The organism is Streptomyces sp. NPDC040410 (genome assembly GCF_055595715.1).
This window is the reverse complement of the sequence record NZ_JBVIVK010000003.1, coordinates 141,816-156,440: the sequence shown is the minus strand read 5'-3', so window position 1 is coordinate 156,440 and position 14,625 is coordinate 141,816. Positions and strand designations below refer to the sequence as shown.

10 protein-coding genes are annotated in these 14,625 nt (G+C 71.4%); 7 read left to right on the top strand and 3 right to left on the bottom strand.

The features are described 5' to 3' along the window. Positions 1-122 precede the first annotated feature (122 nt). The 5 genes from ACZ562_RS07985 to ACZ562_RS07965 all read left to right on the top strand — a co-directional run bounded on the left by ACZ562_RS07985 (position 123) and on the right by ACZ562_RS07965 (position 9,089). Positions 123-1,844, top strand: a complete 1,722-nt coding sequence (locus ACZ562_RS07985; RefSeq protein WP_471175089.1) for a serine/threonine-protein kinase — start codon at positions 123-125, stop codon at positions 1,842-1,844. A gap of 92 nt (positions 1,845-1,936) precedes the next feature. Further along, positions 1,937-3,625, top strand: a complete 1,689-nt coding sequence (locus ACZ562_RS07980; protein ID WP_471175087.1) for a serine/threonine-protein kinase — start codon at positions 1,937-1,939, stop codon at positions 3,623-3,625. Positions 3,626-3,706: 81 nt separating this feature from the next. After that, positions 3,707-5,371: a serine/threonine-protein kinase gene (locus tag ACZ562_RS07975; RefSeq protein WP_471175085.1), complete on the top strand. Its 1,665-nt coding sequence runs from the start codon at positions 3,707-3,709 to the stop codon at positions 5,369-5,371. A 261-nt stretch (positions 5,372-5,632) separates the two neighbouring features. Next, entirely contained in the window at positions 5,633-7,246 is a 1,614-nt protein-coding gene (locus tag ACZ562_RS07970) for a succinic semialdehyde dehydrogenase (RefSeq protein WP_471175083.1), read from the top strand. Between the two features lie 64 nt (positions 7,247-7,310). After that, positions 7,311-9,089: a GMC family oxidoreductase N-terminal domain-containing protein gene (locus tag ACZ562_RS07965; protein WP_471175081.1), complete on the top strand. Its 1,779-nt coding sequence runs from the start codon at positions 7,311-7,313 to the stop codon at positions 9,087-9,089. A gap of 857 nt (positions 9,090-9,946) precedes the next feature. On the opposite strand, the gene ACZ562_RS07960 is transcribed toward ACZ562_RS07965, so the two are convergent. Next, complete coding sequence (locus tag ACZ562_RS07960; protein WP_471175079.1) at positions 9,947-10,234, bottom strand: chorismate mutase; 288 nt, start codon at positions 10,232-10,234, stop codon at positions 9,947-9,949. A 340-nt stretch (positions 10,235-10,574) separates the two neighbouring features. Here ACZ562_RS07960 and guaA point away from each other — a divergent pair, with 340 nt between their 5' ends. Continuing rightward, positions 10,575-12,155 carry a glutamine-hydrolyzing GMP synthase gene (gene guaA, locus ACZ562_RS07955; RefSeq protein ID WP_471175077.1) on the top strand — a complete coding sequence of 527 codons (1,581 nt, stop codon included), beginning with the start codon at positions 10,575-10,577 and terminating at the stop codon, positions 12,153-12,155. A 12-nt stretch (positions 12,156-12,167) separates the two neighbouring features. On the opposite strand, the gene ACZ562_RS07950 is transcribed toward guaA, so the two are convergent. Next, positions 12,168-12,653: a pyridoxamine 5'-phosphate oxidase family protein gene (locus ACZ562_RS07950; RefSeq protein WP_471175075.1), complete on the bottom strand. Its 486-nt coding sequence runs from the start codon at positions 12,651-12,653 to the stop codon at positions 12,168-12,170. Positions 12,654-12,873: 220 nt separating this feature from the next. Between ACZ562_RS07950 and ACZ562_RS07945 the strand changes: the two genes are divergently transcribed. After that, entirely contained in the window at positions 12,874-13,683 is an 810-nt protein-coding gene (locus ACZ562_RS07945) for a class II aldolase/adducin family protein (protein ID WP_471175073.1), read from the top strand. A gap of 17 nt (positions 13,684-13,700) precedes the next feature. Here the strand turns inward: ACZ562_RS07945 and ACZ562_RS07940 are convergent, their stop codons facing one another. Then, positions 13,701-14,582, bottom strand: coding sequence for a DUF4429 domain-containing protein (locus ACZ562_RS07940; protein ID WP_471175071.1), 882 nt, complete (start codon positions 14,580-14,582; stop codon positions 13,701-13,703). Positions 14,583-14,625: the final 43 nt, after the last annotated feature.

Below are 14,625 nucleotides of genomic sequence, written 5' to 3'. Positions count from 1 at the left end.
TTCCGTCACGGAAAGCGACAACCGTCACAGTGCGGTCTCCTTGGCGTGCCCCGTGTTCCCCTGGGAGCGGGACGGTACTTAATCTGACCCTGTCAAGAGCATTGCGGGGCAACGTGAATCAGATGCAGGGCCTGCTCCTCGCGGGGCGCTATAGGCTCGCCGACGCGATCGGCAGCGGCGGCATGGGCCGAGTTTGGCGTGCGCACGATGAGGTGCTGCACCGGTCCGTCGCCATCAAGGAGTTGACCGCCGCACTCTACGTGTCCGAAAGCGACCGGCCCAGGCTGCTGGCCCGCACCCGGGCGGAAGCCCGCGCTGCCGCGCGGATCAACCACTCAGCCGTCGTCACCGTGCACGACGTGCTCGAACACGACGGCCGGCCCTGGATCGTGATGGAGCTGGTCGAGGGCCACTCGCTGGCCGACGCGGTCAAGGACCAGGGGCGCGTCGAGCCGACGGAGGCCGCGCGCATCGGGCTGTGGGTGCTGCGTGCGCTGCGCGCCGCCCATGCCGCCGGCGTACTCCACCGCGACGTGAAGCCCGGCAACGTGCTCATCGGGCACGACGGGCGGGTTCTCCTCACCGACTTCGGCATCGCGCAGATCGAGGGCGACACCACCATCACCCGTACCGGAGAGGTCGTCGGTTCGGTCGACTACCTCGCCCCCGAGCAGGTCCGCGGCCAGGATCCGGGACCGGCCTCCGACCTGTGGGCGCTCGGCGCAACGCTGTACACGGCGGTCGAGGGCAGGTCGCCCTTCCGCCGCACCTCGCCGCTGAGCACCCTGCAGGCGGTGGTCGAGGAGGAGGCCGCCGAGCCGCGCCACGCCGGGCCGCTGGCGCCCGTCATCGCCGCGCTGCTGCACAAGGATCCCGCCCTGCGTCCCGACGCGTCCGCGGCCGGGCAGCTGCTCGCGGAGGCGGCGGAGGGGCGGCGGCCGCACGCGGCGCAGGCGTTCGTGCCGACGCAGTACGGGGGCCCTTACCGCGAGTCTGTGTCCCGTACGGAACACACCCCGCACGTGGCGGTCGCGCCGTATCCGTCCGGGACGGCCGCGCCGTATCCGTCGGGGACGGCCGCGCCGTACTCCTCGGGGAGCTCCACGGCGTACGCCTCGGCCACCAGCGCCCCCTACCACGCGGCCACCGGCACCCCGTACGGCACGGTCACCGCCTCGACCGGCGTCGGGCCCTCCTCGCCGTCCAAGCGGCGCCGGGTGCGCACCCTCGCCTGCGTGGTCCTCCTCGCCGCACTCGTCGGCGGGGGCACGGTGCTGGGCCTGCAGAAGTGGGACGCGGGACGGCAGCAGAAGGGCCCCACGGCTGCCTCGCCGAGTGCGAGCACGCCGACTCCCGAAGCCGGAGGCGGTGTTCCCGCCGACTGGGTACGCAAGGACGACCCCGAGGGATTCAGTCTCTACCTGCCCAAGGGCTGGGAACGGCAGGTCTACAGCACCGAAGGCGGCATCGAGCAGATCGACTACACACCCGACGGCGGCGAGCACTTCGTCCGCATCGCCGTCGACCCCTCACCGGACTTCGCCCACCCGATCGACCACCAGAGCGACCTGGAAGCGCAGTTGCGGCGGCTGCTCGACTACAAGCGGGTGGTCCTGGAGAAGAACATCTACCGGGACCGCGAGGGCTCCCGGTGGGAGTACACCTGGACCGCGCTCGCGAAGGACGCGGACTTCCCGGGGCCGCGCCGCGCCGTCGAGGAGACGTACGTGGGCCGGGACGGCGTCGAGTACGCGATCTACATGTCCTCGCCCGCCGAGGACTGGGCGACCACGCGCAAGCAGTTCGAGGCGGTCCTTCAGGGCTGGACGCCGCCGGCCTCCTGACGGTCGTACGGCCCGTCGGTTGTCGGCCACTCGTGGGCCGTCCGTCGCCTGCGACCCGGAAGGGGTTCGTCCGGTGCGGCATGATGGGGCTCATGGGGACCGAGGGGGACGACGCGCGTGTCATCGCCGGGCGCTACCGGCTGCGGGCGCGGCTCGGGCGCGGCGGCATGGGCGTGGTGTGGCGGGCCACCGACGAACTGCTCGGCCGGCACGTGGCGGTCAAGGAACTCGCCCTCGACGACACGCTCTCCGCGGACGAGACCCTGCGGCAGCGCGACCGCACCCTGCGCGAGGCGCGCGCGGTCGCGCAGTTGCAGCACCCGCACATCATCGTGGTCCACGACGTCGTCGAGCACGACGAACGCCCGTACATCGTCATGGAGCTGATCGACGGCGGCTCGCTCGCGGACCGCATCTCCGCGGGCGGCCCCCTGGACGCCGCCGAGGCCGCCCGTATCGGCATCGGCCTGCTGAGCGCGCTGCGCACGGCGCACGCGGCCGGGGTGCTGCACCGCGACATCAAGCCTGCGAACGTCCTGCTGGAGGCCGGCACCGGCCGGGTCGTCCTCACCGACTTCGGCATCGCCCAGGTCGCCGGCGCCACGACGCTCACCGAGACCGGGTCCTTCGTCGGCTCGCCCGAGTACACCGCGCCCGAGCGGATGTCGGGGGCCCGGACCGGCCCGGAGTCCGACCTGTGGTCGCTGGGCGCGCTGTTGTGCACGGCCCTGAGCGGCGAGTCGCCGTTCCGGCGCGACTCGCTGGGCGGCATCCTGCACGCGGTGGTCTTCGACGAGATCCGCCCGCCCGCGCAGGCCGCCCCTCTGCTCCCCGTGGTGCGAGGGCTCCTTGAGCGCGATCCGGACCGGCGGCTGGACGCAGCGCAGGCGGAGCGGATGCTGCGCGCGTTCCGGGACACGGGCCGGACGCCGACGCCGCCGGCCGGGTACCCGCCGACACAGCTGGACGTGCCCCGGAGCCGGCCCGCGCCACCCGCCTCGGTTTCCGCCCCGCTTCCGGCCCCGGCCCCCGCTGCCGCCACGGCTCCGGTCCGTACGACGCATTCCACGCGGGGTGTGCTGGTGGCCGCGCTGCTGGTCGCCGCGATGGCGGGAGCGGGCGTGTCCGCGGCGGCGCTGCTGGTGAAGGGGGACGGCGGCGGGGGCCGTGCGCCGGCGAGTTCGGCGCCGCGGACGTCCGTGAGCCCTTCGCAGTCGAATACGTCCGGTCCATCGGGTACATCGGGTACATCGGGCACGACGAGTCCGACGAGTCCGTCGTCACCGACCGACGGGAACACGCCATCCCCGACCGGTGCCTCCGCCCCCAAGTCCCACGCTCCCTCGGGCTACCGCACCGCCGAGGACCCGGCCGGCTTCACCCTCGCCGTGCCCGACGGCTTCACCCGCAAGCCGCAGGGGGAGCGCGTCTTCTACATGTCGCCGGGGGAGACCGTCCGCCTCGGCATCAAGGTCACCGGCCCAGAACCGGGCGGCCCGCTCGCGGTGATGCGGCGCGCGGACGCCAGGGGGCCGTCGACCAATCCCGGTTACCACGACGCCCGGGTCACCGCGACGACGCACCGCGGACACCCCGCCGCCCTCTGGGAGTTCACCTGGAACGGCTTCACCGCGGCGGAGGGCCCCCGGCACACCTACGACCTGTGCTGGGAGGAGGACGGGCAGCTGTACGACGTGTGGGTGTCGGCGCCGGTCGGCCAGGTACGGGAGGCGAAGGAGTACTTCGACGTCGCCGTGGACACCTTCACAAAGGGGACATAGCCCGCCCGCTGGGTCACGGGTCTGTGACCGGAAGGCGTTCGAGGTGGATACCGGACCGCTTGGCGCGATATGGATGGACCCATGAGCAGCAACGGGGGAGCCCGCTACGGGTCCGACGAGCCGACGAGTTTTGGTCTGCAACCACCGCGTCCGCCGCAGCAGCCCGCGGCGGTGCCGCACCCCGGGAATCCCTACACGGCGCCCACCCAGGTCGTTCCGCAGCGGTCCCAGCCCGCACAGGACCCGGGCGCCGGGCGGCTCATCGCAGGCCGTTACCGGCTGCTCACCAAGCTCGGGCACGGGGGCATGGGCACGGTGTGGCGTGCCAAGGACGAGACGGTGGACCGCGAAGTCGCCGTCAAGGAGCCCCGCGTCCCGGACCACCTTCCCGAGCGTGAACGCGCCAACGCCTTCGAGCGGATGCGCCGTGAGGCGCGGGCCGCGGCCCGGCTGGACCACCCTTCGGTGGTCAACGTGCACGATGTGGCGGTCGTGGACGGGCAGCCGTGGATCGTGATGGAGCTGGTGCAGGGCCGTTCGCTGGGCGACGCGTTGCAGGAAGGCACTCTCGGCGGCCGGGAGGCGGCCCGAGTCGGCCTGGAGGTGCTCGCCGCGCTGGAGGCGGCGCACGCGGCGGGCATCCTGCACCGGGACGTCAAGCCGGACAACGTGCTCCTCGGCCGGCACGACCGGGTCGTCCTCACCGACTTCGGCATCGCTCAGATCGAGGGTGAGACGAGCCTCACCGACACCGGCGGCTTCGTCGGCTCGCCGGAGTACATCGCACCGGAGCGGGTGCTGGGCCAGCGCCCCGGCCCGGCGAGCGACCTCTGGTCCCTCGGCGTGGTCCTCTACGCGGCCACGGAGGGCGTCTCCCCCTTCCGCCGCAGCAACACCCCCGCCACCCTCCAGTCCATCCTCAACGCCACGCCCGCGCCGCCCGCTTCCGCCCGGGGCCCGCTCGCCGAGGCCATCAACGGCCTGCTGGAGAAGGACCCGGCGCGCCGCCCGAACGCCGCCCAGGTGCGCGCCCTCCTGGACACGGCCGCGAATCCGCCCGCCCTCCAGCCGACGCAGGTCGTGCAGCACACGGAGGGGCACACGGAGGCCCCGCGGCAAGGGCTGCGGCTCGGACGCAAGGCCTGGATCGCCGTCGGCGCCACGGTCGTCGCGGCGGCGGTCGCCGCGTACCTGGTGATCGCGGACCCGTTCGCGGGACCGCTGCCGGACGGGTGGAAGCTGCGCGAGGAGAAGGACGTCGCCGCCACGCTGGCGGTGCCCGACGGCTACCGGCGGGCCGTGCCCGACCGGGAGACGGACGAGACCCACTGGGTCACGTACACCGACTGGAGCGGCAGCATCTGGATCGGCGTGACCCGCGACAAGAAGTCCGAGGACACGAACAACGAGATCGCGGACTCGGCGCCCGCCGAAATGTACGACGACAACGCCGAGTTCAAGGAGAGCGGCAACTACGGCCTCGGCATGCCCGAGAATCCGAAGACCGAGACCGACGGCGAGGCAACCTTCCACGGCAGGCCGGCCGCCCAGAACACGGTCGGATACATCTCCACCGACGACAGTGAGAACCCACGCCCCCGCGAACTGAAGATCTTCTACTACAAGACCTCAGGCGGCGACATGCTGAAGCTCACGGTGAGCTATCCGGGCAAGGGCGACTTCACGGAACGAGGCCGCGAGGTGGCGAAGACGGCGATCGCGAACCTGGAAGTCGAGGAGCGGTGACCGCCGGACGACGTCCACCGGCTTCTACGGCCACGAGGCGGTCCTCGCCGACACCACCCACGACCTGGCAGGGCGGGGCCGGTCTCAAGGGCGCCCGGGGCCGACTTGTGATCGGTTGAGGTCCCTCCGCGCCGGCCGCCGTCACACAACGCCCTGATCAGCGCATTCCTTGCCAGTGACCACTGGCGCCGTGTGTGCGGTCGGTGAATCCCTGTTACCGACGGGTACCCAAAGTCTCCGCCCCGGCATACCCTGCGGCTCATGACGGACGCGCAGGCCCCGGCCAAGACCGGCACGAATCCTCTCGCCCCCGCCCCGGTGGGCGCCCGTACCGCCGCCGACGTGGTGACGCCGGAGCTGGTCGCCCAGCTGACCAAGGGCGTCGTCGGCTCGGGCCGTACCGCCAACCACACGCCGTTCACCGGCGAGAAGCTGGCCGACCTGCCCGAGTCCACGCCCGAGGACGTACAGAAGGCCTTCGACGGGGCCCGGGCCGCTCAGGCCGTCTGGGCGCAGACCCCCGTACGGCAGCGCGCAGCCGTCCTCCTCCGCTTCCACGACCTGGTGCTGGAACGCCAGGCCGAGGTCCTCGACCTGATCCAGCTGGAGACCGGCAAGGCCCGTCTGCACGCTCACGAGGAGGTCCAGGCCGTCGCGATCGCGGCCCGCCACTACGGCCGCAGGGCCGCCGCCTACCTGAAGCCGAAGCGGCACGCGGGCGCGATGCCGACCCTCACCCGCGTCACCGAACTGCGCCACCCCCGCGGGGTCGTCGGCCAGATCGCCCCCTGGAACTACCCCCTGGAGTTGTCGGTCGGCGACGCGCTCCCCGCCTTCGTCGCGGGCAACGCGGTCGTCATGAAGCCGGACACCGAGACCTGCCTGACGGCCCTGTGGGCGCGCGACCTCCTTGTCGAGGCCGGGCTGCCCGCCGACGTCTTCCAGATCGTGCTCGGCGAGGGCCCCGTCGTCGGTCCCGAGGTCGTCAAGCGCGCCGACTACGTCTCCTTCACCGGCTCCACCCGCACCGGCCGCGAGGTCGCGCAGGGCGCAGCCGCCCGTCTGATCGGCGTCTCGCTCGAACTCGGCGGCAAGAACGCCATGCTGGTGCTCGAGGACGCCGACATCGAGAAGGCTGCCGCGGGCGCGGTCCGCGCCTGCTTCTCCTCCGCGGGCCAACTCTGCATCTCCATCGAGCGGTTGTACGTCCACGAGTCCATCGCGGACGCCTTCCTCGAGCGCTTCGCCGCCCGCACGCGCGCGATGCGGCTCGGCACGTCCCTGGCCTACGGCGCCGACATGGGCTCCCTGGTCGGGGAGCGCCAGCTGGAGACGGTCACCCGGCACGTCGACGAGGCGGTCGCGAAGGGCGCCGAGGTCGTCGCGGGCGGTGTCGCCCGCCCCGACATCGGCCCGTACTTCTTCGAGCCGACCATCCTCGACGGCGTGGAGTCCCCCATGTCCGTCTGCTCCGAGGAGACCTTCGGCCCGGTCGTCTCGATCTACCGCTTCAAGACCGACGACGAGGCCGTCGGGCTCGCCAACTCCACGCCGTACGGCCTGAACTCCTCGGTGTGGACGAAGGACGGCCGACGCGGCCGTGGGGTCGCCGCCCGCCTGCGCACCGGCACGGTCAACGTCAACGAGGGCTATGCCCCGGCGTACGGCAGCGTCCAGTCGCCCATGGGCGGCATGAAGGACTCCGGCCTCGGCCGCCGCCACGGCTCCGAGGGCATCCTCAAGTACACGGAGGCGCAGACGGTGGCCCGGCAGCGCCTGCTCCCGATGGCCCCGTCACTGGGCATGGACGACGAGAAGTACGCGCAGTTCATGAGCAGGAGCCTGCGGCTCATGAAGGCGTTCCGGTTCAGGTGAACGCGGAGAACCGCGCGATCAGCCACACAGCACCCGCACTGCACACTCAAAGGGGAGACCGCACGTGCCACAGGACGCTTACGACTACGACGTCATCGTCGTCGGATCGGGCTTCGGCGGCTCGGTGACCGCCCTGCGCCTGACGGAGAAGGGCTACCGCGTAGGCGTCCTGGAAGCCGGCCGCCGCTTCACCCGGGAGTCGCTCCCCAAGAACTCCTGGGACCTGAGGAACTACCTCTGGGCGCCGAAACTCGGCATGTACGGCATCCAGCGGATCCACCTGCTGGGCAACGTCATGGTCCTGGCCGGCGCGGGCGTGGGCGGCGGCTCCCTCAACTACGCCAACACCCTCTACGTACCGCCGAAGCCGTTCTTCGAGGACCCGCAGTGGCGTGACATCACCGACTGGCAGGAGGAACTGAAGCCGTACTACGACCAGGCGCGGCGCATGCTCGGCGTGCGGCTCAACCCGACCATGACCCCGTCCGACGTTCACCTCAAGGCGGCCGCCGAGCGGATGGGCGTCGGCGACACCTTCCACATGGCACCGGTCGGCGTCTTCTTCGGCGACGGCAACGACTCCGACGGGACGGCGAAGGCGCGCCCCGGCGAGCAGGTGGCGGACCCCTACTTCGGCGGCGCCGGGCCGGCCCGCAAGGCCTGCACCGAGTGCGGGGAGTGCATGACCGGCTGCCGGCACGGCGCGAAGAACACCCTCAACGAGAACTACCTGTATCTCGCCGAGAAGGCGGGCGCCGTCGTGCACCCGCTGACCACCGTGGTGTCGATCACGGACGACTCGCAGGGCGGCTACGCGGTCGCCACCCTCCCCACCGACGACCGCCGCAAGTCGAAGGGCAGGGTCTTCAGGGCCCGCCGGGTGGTCCTCGCCGCCGGGACGTACGGCACGCAGACCCTGCTGCACCGCATGAAGGCGACCGGCCGGCTGCCGTACATCTCCGACAGGCTGGGCGAGCTGACCCGTACCAACTCCGAGGCGCTGGTCGGCGCGCAGACCGACAACCGGCGCTACCGCAGGGTCACGGGCGAGCCGAAGGTCGACTTCACGCGCGGCGTCGCCATCACGTCCTCGATCCACCCCGACGAGGACACCCATATCGAGCCCGTCCGCTACGGCAAGGGCTCCAACTCCATGGGCGGCCTGTCGATCCTGCAGGTCCCGTACGCGGAGGGCACGTCGAGGCTCGCCGCGTGGCTGCGGAACGCCGCCCGGCACCCGCTGCTGGTGCTGCGCTCCCTCTCCAACCGCCGCTGGTCGGAGCGGACCATCATCGGCCTGGTGATGCAGTCCCTGGACAACTCCCTGACGACGTACCTGAAACCGGACGGAGTGGGGAAGGGGCTGCTGACGGCCCGCCAGGGCCACGGTTCCCCGAACCCCAAGCAGATCAGGGCGGCTTCGGAGGGTGCCTCGGCCATCGCCGCCGAGATCAACGGCTTCGCCGGCTCGAACGTCGGCGAACTGATGGGCACACCGCTCACCGCGCACTTCCTCGGCGGCTGCCCGATCGGCTCCTCGCGCGAGACCGGGGTGATCGACCCGTACCACCGCCTCTACGGCCACCCCGGCATCTCGGTCGTCGACGGCGCCGCGGTCTCGGCCAACCTGGGAGTGAACCCCTCCCTGACGATCACCGCCCAGGCCGAGCGGGCCATGTCGTACTGGCCCAACGAGGGCGAGACGGACCCGAGGCCGGCGCAGGGGGAGGCGTACGAGCGCCTGAAGCCGGTCGAGCCGAGGACACCGGCGGTGCCCGCGGAGGCGTTCGGCGCACTCAGGCTGCCGTTCCTGGGGATGCCGGCGGTGCCGCCGAGGACGTAGGTCCGCGGGCCGGGCGGACAGAGAGCGCGAGCCCCGCGCACAGAACAGCAAGCCCCGCCCACGCGAGCTCCGCACACACAGAGAGAAGGACCCGCACCCCCCCTCCGAGTGCGGGTCCTTCTCCACGTCCTGCGCGCTGCGGCTGGCACGCTGGGGTGGGGCCTCCGCGTGTGGTGCGCGCCTGTGTGGCCCTTGGTTCGCCTGGTTTGATCCGCGACGCCTGGGAATGGTTGCGCCGACGTTCACGGATTTTCCAAGTGGCCCGGGTCACACACGTGTGCTCTCCGGTACGGGCCCGACCCTCCCCGAACGGGCATGCGAAGGGCCCCGCGGGACGGAGCCGCGGGGCCCTTCTTTCGTCAGCACCGACGTCAGGGCAGCGCCGGTGCCTGGGAGCGGCGCCGGGGGGTTGCGCCGCTGGCCTGAGTGCCCCTCGGTCGGCGCCCCGGCGCATTCGGGGCGCGCGGATGGGCTCGACCTCTGGCAGCGGGGCATCGCAGGACAGTGCAATGCGGTTGTCTGCGGCGGGACTTGGGGGCTTCTACGCGTCGTGCTGGATGGGCCTGGCCTCCGCACCCGTTTCGCCCAGCCCCGTACATGTTCCTGTGTTTTCCGCCGGTCGGCCCCGGGCGTCCCCGGAGCCGGCCGTTCTCTTGTGTGACCGGGCTGCTGTCCCCTGCCGTCCGGTCACGTGACTGGAGCGAGGTCCCACGACGCACAGCACGATCCGTGCGTCTCATCGCCCCAGTGAGCCACGCGTGGTTCTTTCGGGCCCGCCCCTGGCTGGCACGGACACCGGGACCAACGAAGGGGTCCGCGCGCCGTCACGCGCCGTACGGGTGAGACGCGGACCGAACTCAGATGCGACCACGGCACAGTTCGAGGAGCGTCATCGCGAGGGACGTACCGGGCTTGCCCAGCGCCTCCCTGTAGTGGCCGAGGACCTCCATCTCGCGGGAGAGGTTCACACGCCGGCCGCCTGAGGCGATCCGGGCGTCCTGGATGACGGCCGAGACGGCAATCCGTTCCTGGACGAGGCCGATGATCCGGTCGTCGAGAGCGTCGATGCGCTCACGGGCGTCGCTGATGACCTCGGCGGCCTCGGGGGTGTGCGCGCCGGTCTTCTCCGTCGTGGTGGCGGTCATGTCGGGGTCTCCTCATCGGATCGGGTCGGATGCGGTGCCCCGGAGCGGCAGGACCCGGAAAACGACAGGCGCCCCGGGCCTTGTCGGCCCGGGGCGCCTGGGAAGTCGCTTGTCGGTTGCTCAAGCAGCACGACCATGGCAGCCGGCGGGCCGGGTGCCATAGGTAAAGAGGAAGGTCGCTTGCGTGAGCATGCGGTCAGTATGCCGCGCTCACGGACTGCGTCCAACACGGTTCGGATGGTGAGACGAGCGCACCCCCGGAAGCGGCGGGACGTCACCCCCGCCCACCTCGGTAGAATCGGCAAGCACAGAGATCCGCCCAGCCGCCGGAAGGCAACCCGTGTCATCAGCGACTAACGCTGCCGCCGCCCCCGACACCGTCCTGGTCGTCGACTTCGGCGCGCAGTACGCCCAGCTCATCGCCCGTCGCGTCCGCGAGGCCCGGGTCTACAGCGAGATCGTGCCGAGCACCATGCCGGTCGCCGAGATGCTCGCCAGGAACCCGGCGGCGATCATCCTCTCCGGCGGCCCTTCGTCGGTCTACGCCGAGGGCGCCCCCCGCCTCGACCGCGCGCTCTTCGAGGCCGGTGTCCCGGTCTTCGGCATGTGCTACGGCTTCCAGCTGATGGCGCAGACCCTGGGCGGCACCGTCGACAACACCGGCGCCCGAGAGTACGGCCGTACTCCGCTGCACGTCTCCAAGTCGGGCTCCACCCTCTTCGAGGGCACCCCGGACGAGCAGTCGGTGTGGATGTCGCACGGCGACGCCTGCTCCGCAGCCCCCGAAGGCTTCACCGTCACGGCCTCCACGGACGTCGTCCCGGTCGCCGCCTTCGAGAACGACGAGAAGAAGCTCTACGGCGTCCAGTACCACCCCGAGGTCATGCACTCCACGCACGGCCAGCAGGTCCTGGAGCACTTCCTCTACCGTGGCGCCGGCCTCACTCCCTCCTGGACCACGGGCAACGTGATCGAGGAGCAGGTCGCGTCCATCCGCGAGCAGGTCGGCGGAAAGCGCGCGATCTGCGGTCTGTCCGGCGGTGTGGACTCCGCGGTCGCCGCCGCCCTCGTCCAGCGGGCCATCGGGTCCCAGCTGACCTGCGTGTACGTCGACCACGGCCTGATGCGCAAGGGCGAGACCGAGCAGGTCGAGAAGGACTTCGTCGCGGCGACCGGCGTGCAGCTGAAGGTCGTCGACGCGGAGGAGCGGTTCCTCACCGCGCTCAAGGGGGTCAGTGACCCCGAGGAGAAGCGGAAGATCATCGGCCGGGAGTTCATCCGGGTCTTCGAGCAGGCGCAGGCGGAGATCATCGCGGACGAGGGTCCGGAGGTGGCCTTCCTCGTCCAGGGCACGCTCTACCCGGACGTGGTCGAGTCCGGTGGCGGCACCGGCACCGCCAACATCAAGTCCCACCACAACGTCGGCGGGCTCCCCGAGGACCTCGAGTTCCAGCTGATCGAGCCGCTGCGCCAGCTGTTCAAGGACGAGGTCCGCATGGTCGGCCAGGAGCTCGGCCTGCCGGAGGAGATCGTCCAGCGCCAGCCGTTCCCCGGTCCCGGCCTCGGCATCCGTATCGTCGGCGAGGTCACCAAGGACCGCCTCGACCTGCTGCGTGAGGCCGACGCCATCGCCCGCGAGGAGCTGACGGCGGCGGGCCTCGACCGCGACATCTGGCAGTGCCCGGTGGTCCTGCTCGCGGACGTCCGCAGCGTCGGCGTCCAGGGCGACGGCCGCACCTACGGCCACCCGATCGTCCTGCGCCCGGTCTCCTCCGAGGACGCCATGACGGCCGACTGGTCGCGCCTGCCGTACGACGTCCTCGCGAAGATCTCGACCCGGATCACGAACGAGGTCGCCGACGTCAACCGGGTCGTCCTCGACGTGACCTCGAAGCCGCCGGGGACCATCGAGTGGGAGTGAGCCCTTCCGGGCTCAGGTCCGCTTGAGCGTGCGCACCGGCGCTCCGGGCTTCCAGACCTCGACGACGAGGTACTTGTCGTCCTCGACGAAGGTCCGTACGACCTCCGTCAGCTCGGTGCGGAAGAGGTGGAACGGCTCCGGCGGTTCCACCTCTTCCGTGTAAGAGGCCTTCGCCCGCGCGTCCGTCACCTCGACCGCCCGCCCGCTGATCCGCGCGTCTCCGCCGCCCATGCCGGTGCCCTCCCCGGGGTTCGCCTGGAGCGCGAAGCGCGGGTCGCGGCGCAGGTCGAGCGCCTTGAGCGAGTCCGGCATCATGCCGAGCCACAGCTCACCGTCCAGGAAGCGCACCTCGAGTCCGGTGGTGCGGGGCGAGCCGTCCTTGCGGAGGGTCGCGAGGACGTGGTGGGTGAAGGCGCCGAAGCGCTCTTCGACGGTATTGGCGAGATCAGGTGCGGCGGTGGCGAAGGCTGCCCAGTTCGCTGCTGTATGAGCTGTCATACGGCGAGTGTGGCGCTTATACCTGACATCTGCTGTCGGGTATCTGTTGTCGGGTATTGCTGTACTGACCAGGAGCATCTGGTTCCGCATCCCGGGCCCGCGAGCCCTCGGAACGGTCGCACGCGTCATCTTCACAAAACAGCTCGGCAATCAGCTCTGCCCTTTCGGGCTGACCGACGGTAGCTTCCGCCCCGTGAAGCAACCCAGTGCTGGAGGACACATGCACGGGACGCCCGCGGCCGGGCCCACTCCGCCGCTGCCCCTGCCCACCGACCGGCTGCGGTTCGCCATGCCGCCCATGCACGAGTCGCTCGACGACGAGCGCCGGCACCGCAAGGAGCGGCTCGCCGGCGCGCTGCGGATCTTCGGGCGGCTCGGCTTCGAGGACGGGGTCTCGGGGCACATCACCGCGCGCGACCCGGAGTTCAGCGACTGCTTCTGGGTCAATCCGTTCGGCCTGCCGTTCAGGCACGTCACCCTCAGCGACCTGGTCCTCGCCAACGCGGACGGGCAGGTGATCGACGGCCGCTACCACGTCAACCAGGCGGCGTTCACCGTGCACGTCCAGGTCCACGCCGCCCGTCCCGACGTCGTCGCGGTCGCCCACTGCCATTCGGTGCACGGGCGGGCCCTGTCCGCGCTCGGCGACCTGCTGGACCCCCTCACCCAGGAGAGCTGCGCCTTCTACGAGGATCACGCTCTCTACGACGCATACACCGGCGTCGCCGTCGACGCCGACGAGGGCCGGCGGATCGCGGCGGCGCTCGGCTCGCGCAAGGCGGTCGTGCTGCGCAACCACGGGCTGCTGACGGTCGGCGACTCGGTGGACGCCGCGGCCTGGTGGTTCCTGTCCATGGAACGCTCCTGCCAGGTGCAGCTGATGGCGAAGGCGGCCGGCCGTCCCCTGCTCATCGACCACAAGGCGGCCGTGGCGACCCGGGAGCAGCTGGGCGGGGACCTGGTCGCGTGGATCAACTACCAGCCCCTGTGGCAGGACATCAGCCGCAGCGAGCCGGATCTGCTCAGCTGAGGACCCCTCCTGACGCGTCAGAACCCGCGCAGCACGACCGCCTTCGTCATCGCGAACTCCTCGTCCGTGAGCACCCCGTCGCGGTGCAGCTCGCCCAACTCGCGCAGGCGGCGCAGGAGGACGTCGTGATGGTCGGCCGAGGGCGGGAGGGAGGCCGCCGCGCGGGGCAGGTCCGCGGGGTCACCCGCCTGGACGGACGGGTGCGGCAGCCGGGCGGTGACCGCGGTGGCGACCAGGGCCGTGAGCAGGTCGCGGCGGGTGCTGCCCCACAGGTCCAGGGCGTACGGGTCCTTCTCGGGCGGCAGCTTGGAGAACGCGGTCTCGCGGGTCACGAAGCGCAGGAAGCCGTCCTCGTAGCCGGAGTTGGGCAGCCACTCGACCTGGACGAGGTCGGCGACGGAGATGATCCGCGGGCCGGTCGCGCGTTTGACCCGGTCGGACGTGTCGGCCCAGTCGATCCGCACATGAGTGCCGTCGAAGGAGACCGTGCCGTCGGAGGAGCGGACCGAGACGGGCACCGGCGGGCCCGGCAGCAGATAGGTCCTGGTGGGATCCTTGGGGATCTGGTCGAGGAGCAGGGCGTGGCGGATCTCCTCGGCCACGTACTCGGCGACCCCGGCCCGGTCGACGTCCACCACCAGCTGATACGGGTCCGCCGGGCCGGGCAGCCGCCCGCCGGTCGCCTGGAGGAGGGGGTCGGAGCCCTCGCGCAGCCGCATCCGCAGCCGTCCGCGCTTGCGCTCCGGCTCGAAGGCGACCCCGGAGACGGCCTCCAGCGGCACGGCGACCTCTCCGTACGTCTGCCGGAAGAGCGGCACGGAGCGGTGCAGTCCCGGCGTGATCCTTACCGTGCTGCCGTCGAAGGCCCAGGTCCCGTCACGCTGGATGATCTCGGCCATAAGGGAATTCTCGCAGCCCGGTCAACACGACGGTCCCGGCTTC

Bases quoted from the DNA above. Each gene is read 5' to 3' on its own strand.
- ACZ562_RS07970 (WP_471175083.1), top strand. From the start codon at position 5,633: ATGACGGACGCGCAGGCCCCGGCCAAGACCGGCACGAATCCTCTCGCC.
- ACZ562_RS07950 (WP_471175075.1), bottom strand. From the start codon at position 12,653: ATGACAGCTCATACAGCAGCGAACTGGGCAGCCTTCGCCACCGCCGCA.
- ACZ562_RS07945 (WP_471175073.1), top strand. From the start codon at position 12,874: ATGCACGGGACGCCCGCGGCCGGGCCCACTCCGCCGCTGCCCCTGCCC.
- ACZ562_RS07940 (WP_471175071.1), bottom strand. From the start codon at position 14,582: ATGGCCGAGATCATCCAGCGTGACGGGACCTGGGCCTTCGACGGCAGC.
- ACZ562_RS07985 (WP_471175089.1), top strand. From the start codon at position 123: ATGCAGGGCCTGCTCCTCGCGGGGCGCTATAGGCTCGCCGACGCGATC.
- ACZ562_RS07980 (WP_471175087.1), top strand. From the start codon at position 1,937: ATGGGGACCGAGGGGGACGACGCGCGTGTCATCGCCGGGCGCTACCGG.
- ACZ562_RS07960 (WP_471175079.1), bottom strand. From the start codon at position 10,234: ATGACCGCCACCACGACGGAGAAGACCGGCGCGCACACCCCCGAGGCC.
- ACZ562_RS07975 (WP_471175085.1), top strand. From the start codon at position 3,707: ATGAGCAGCAACGGGGGAGCCCGCTACGGGTCCGACGAGCCGACGAGT.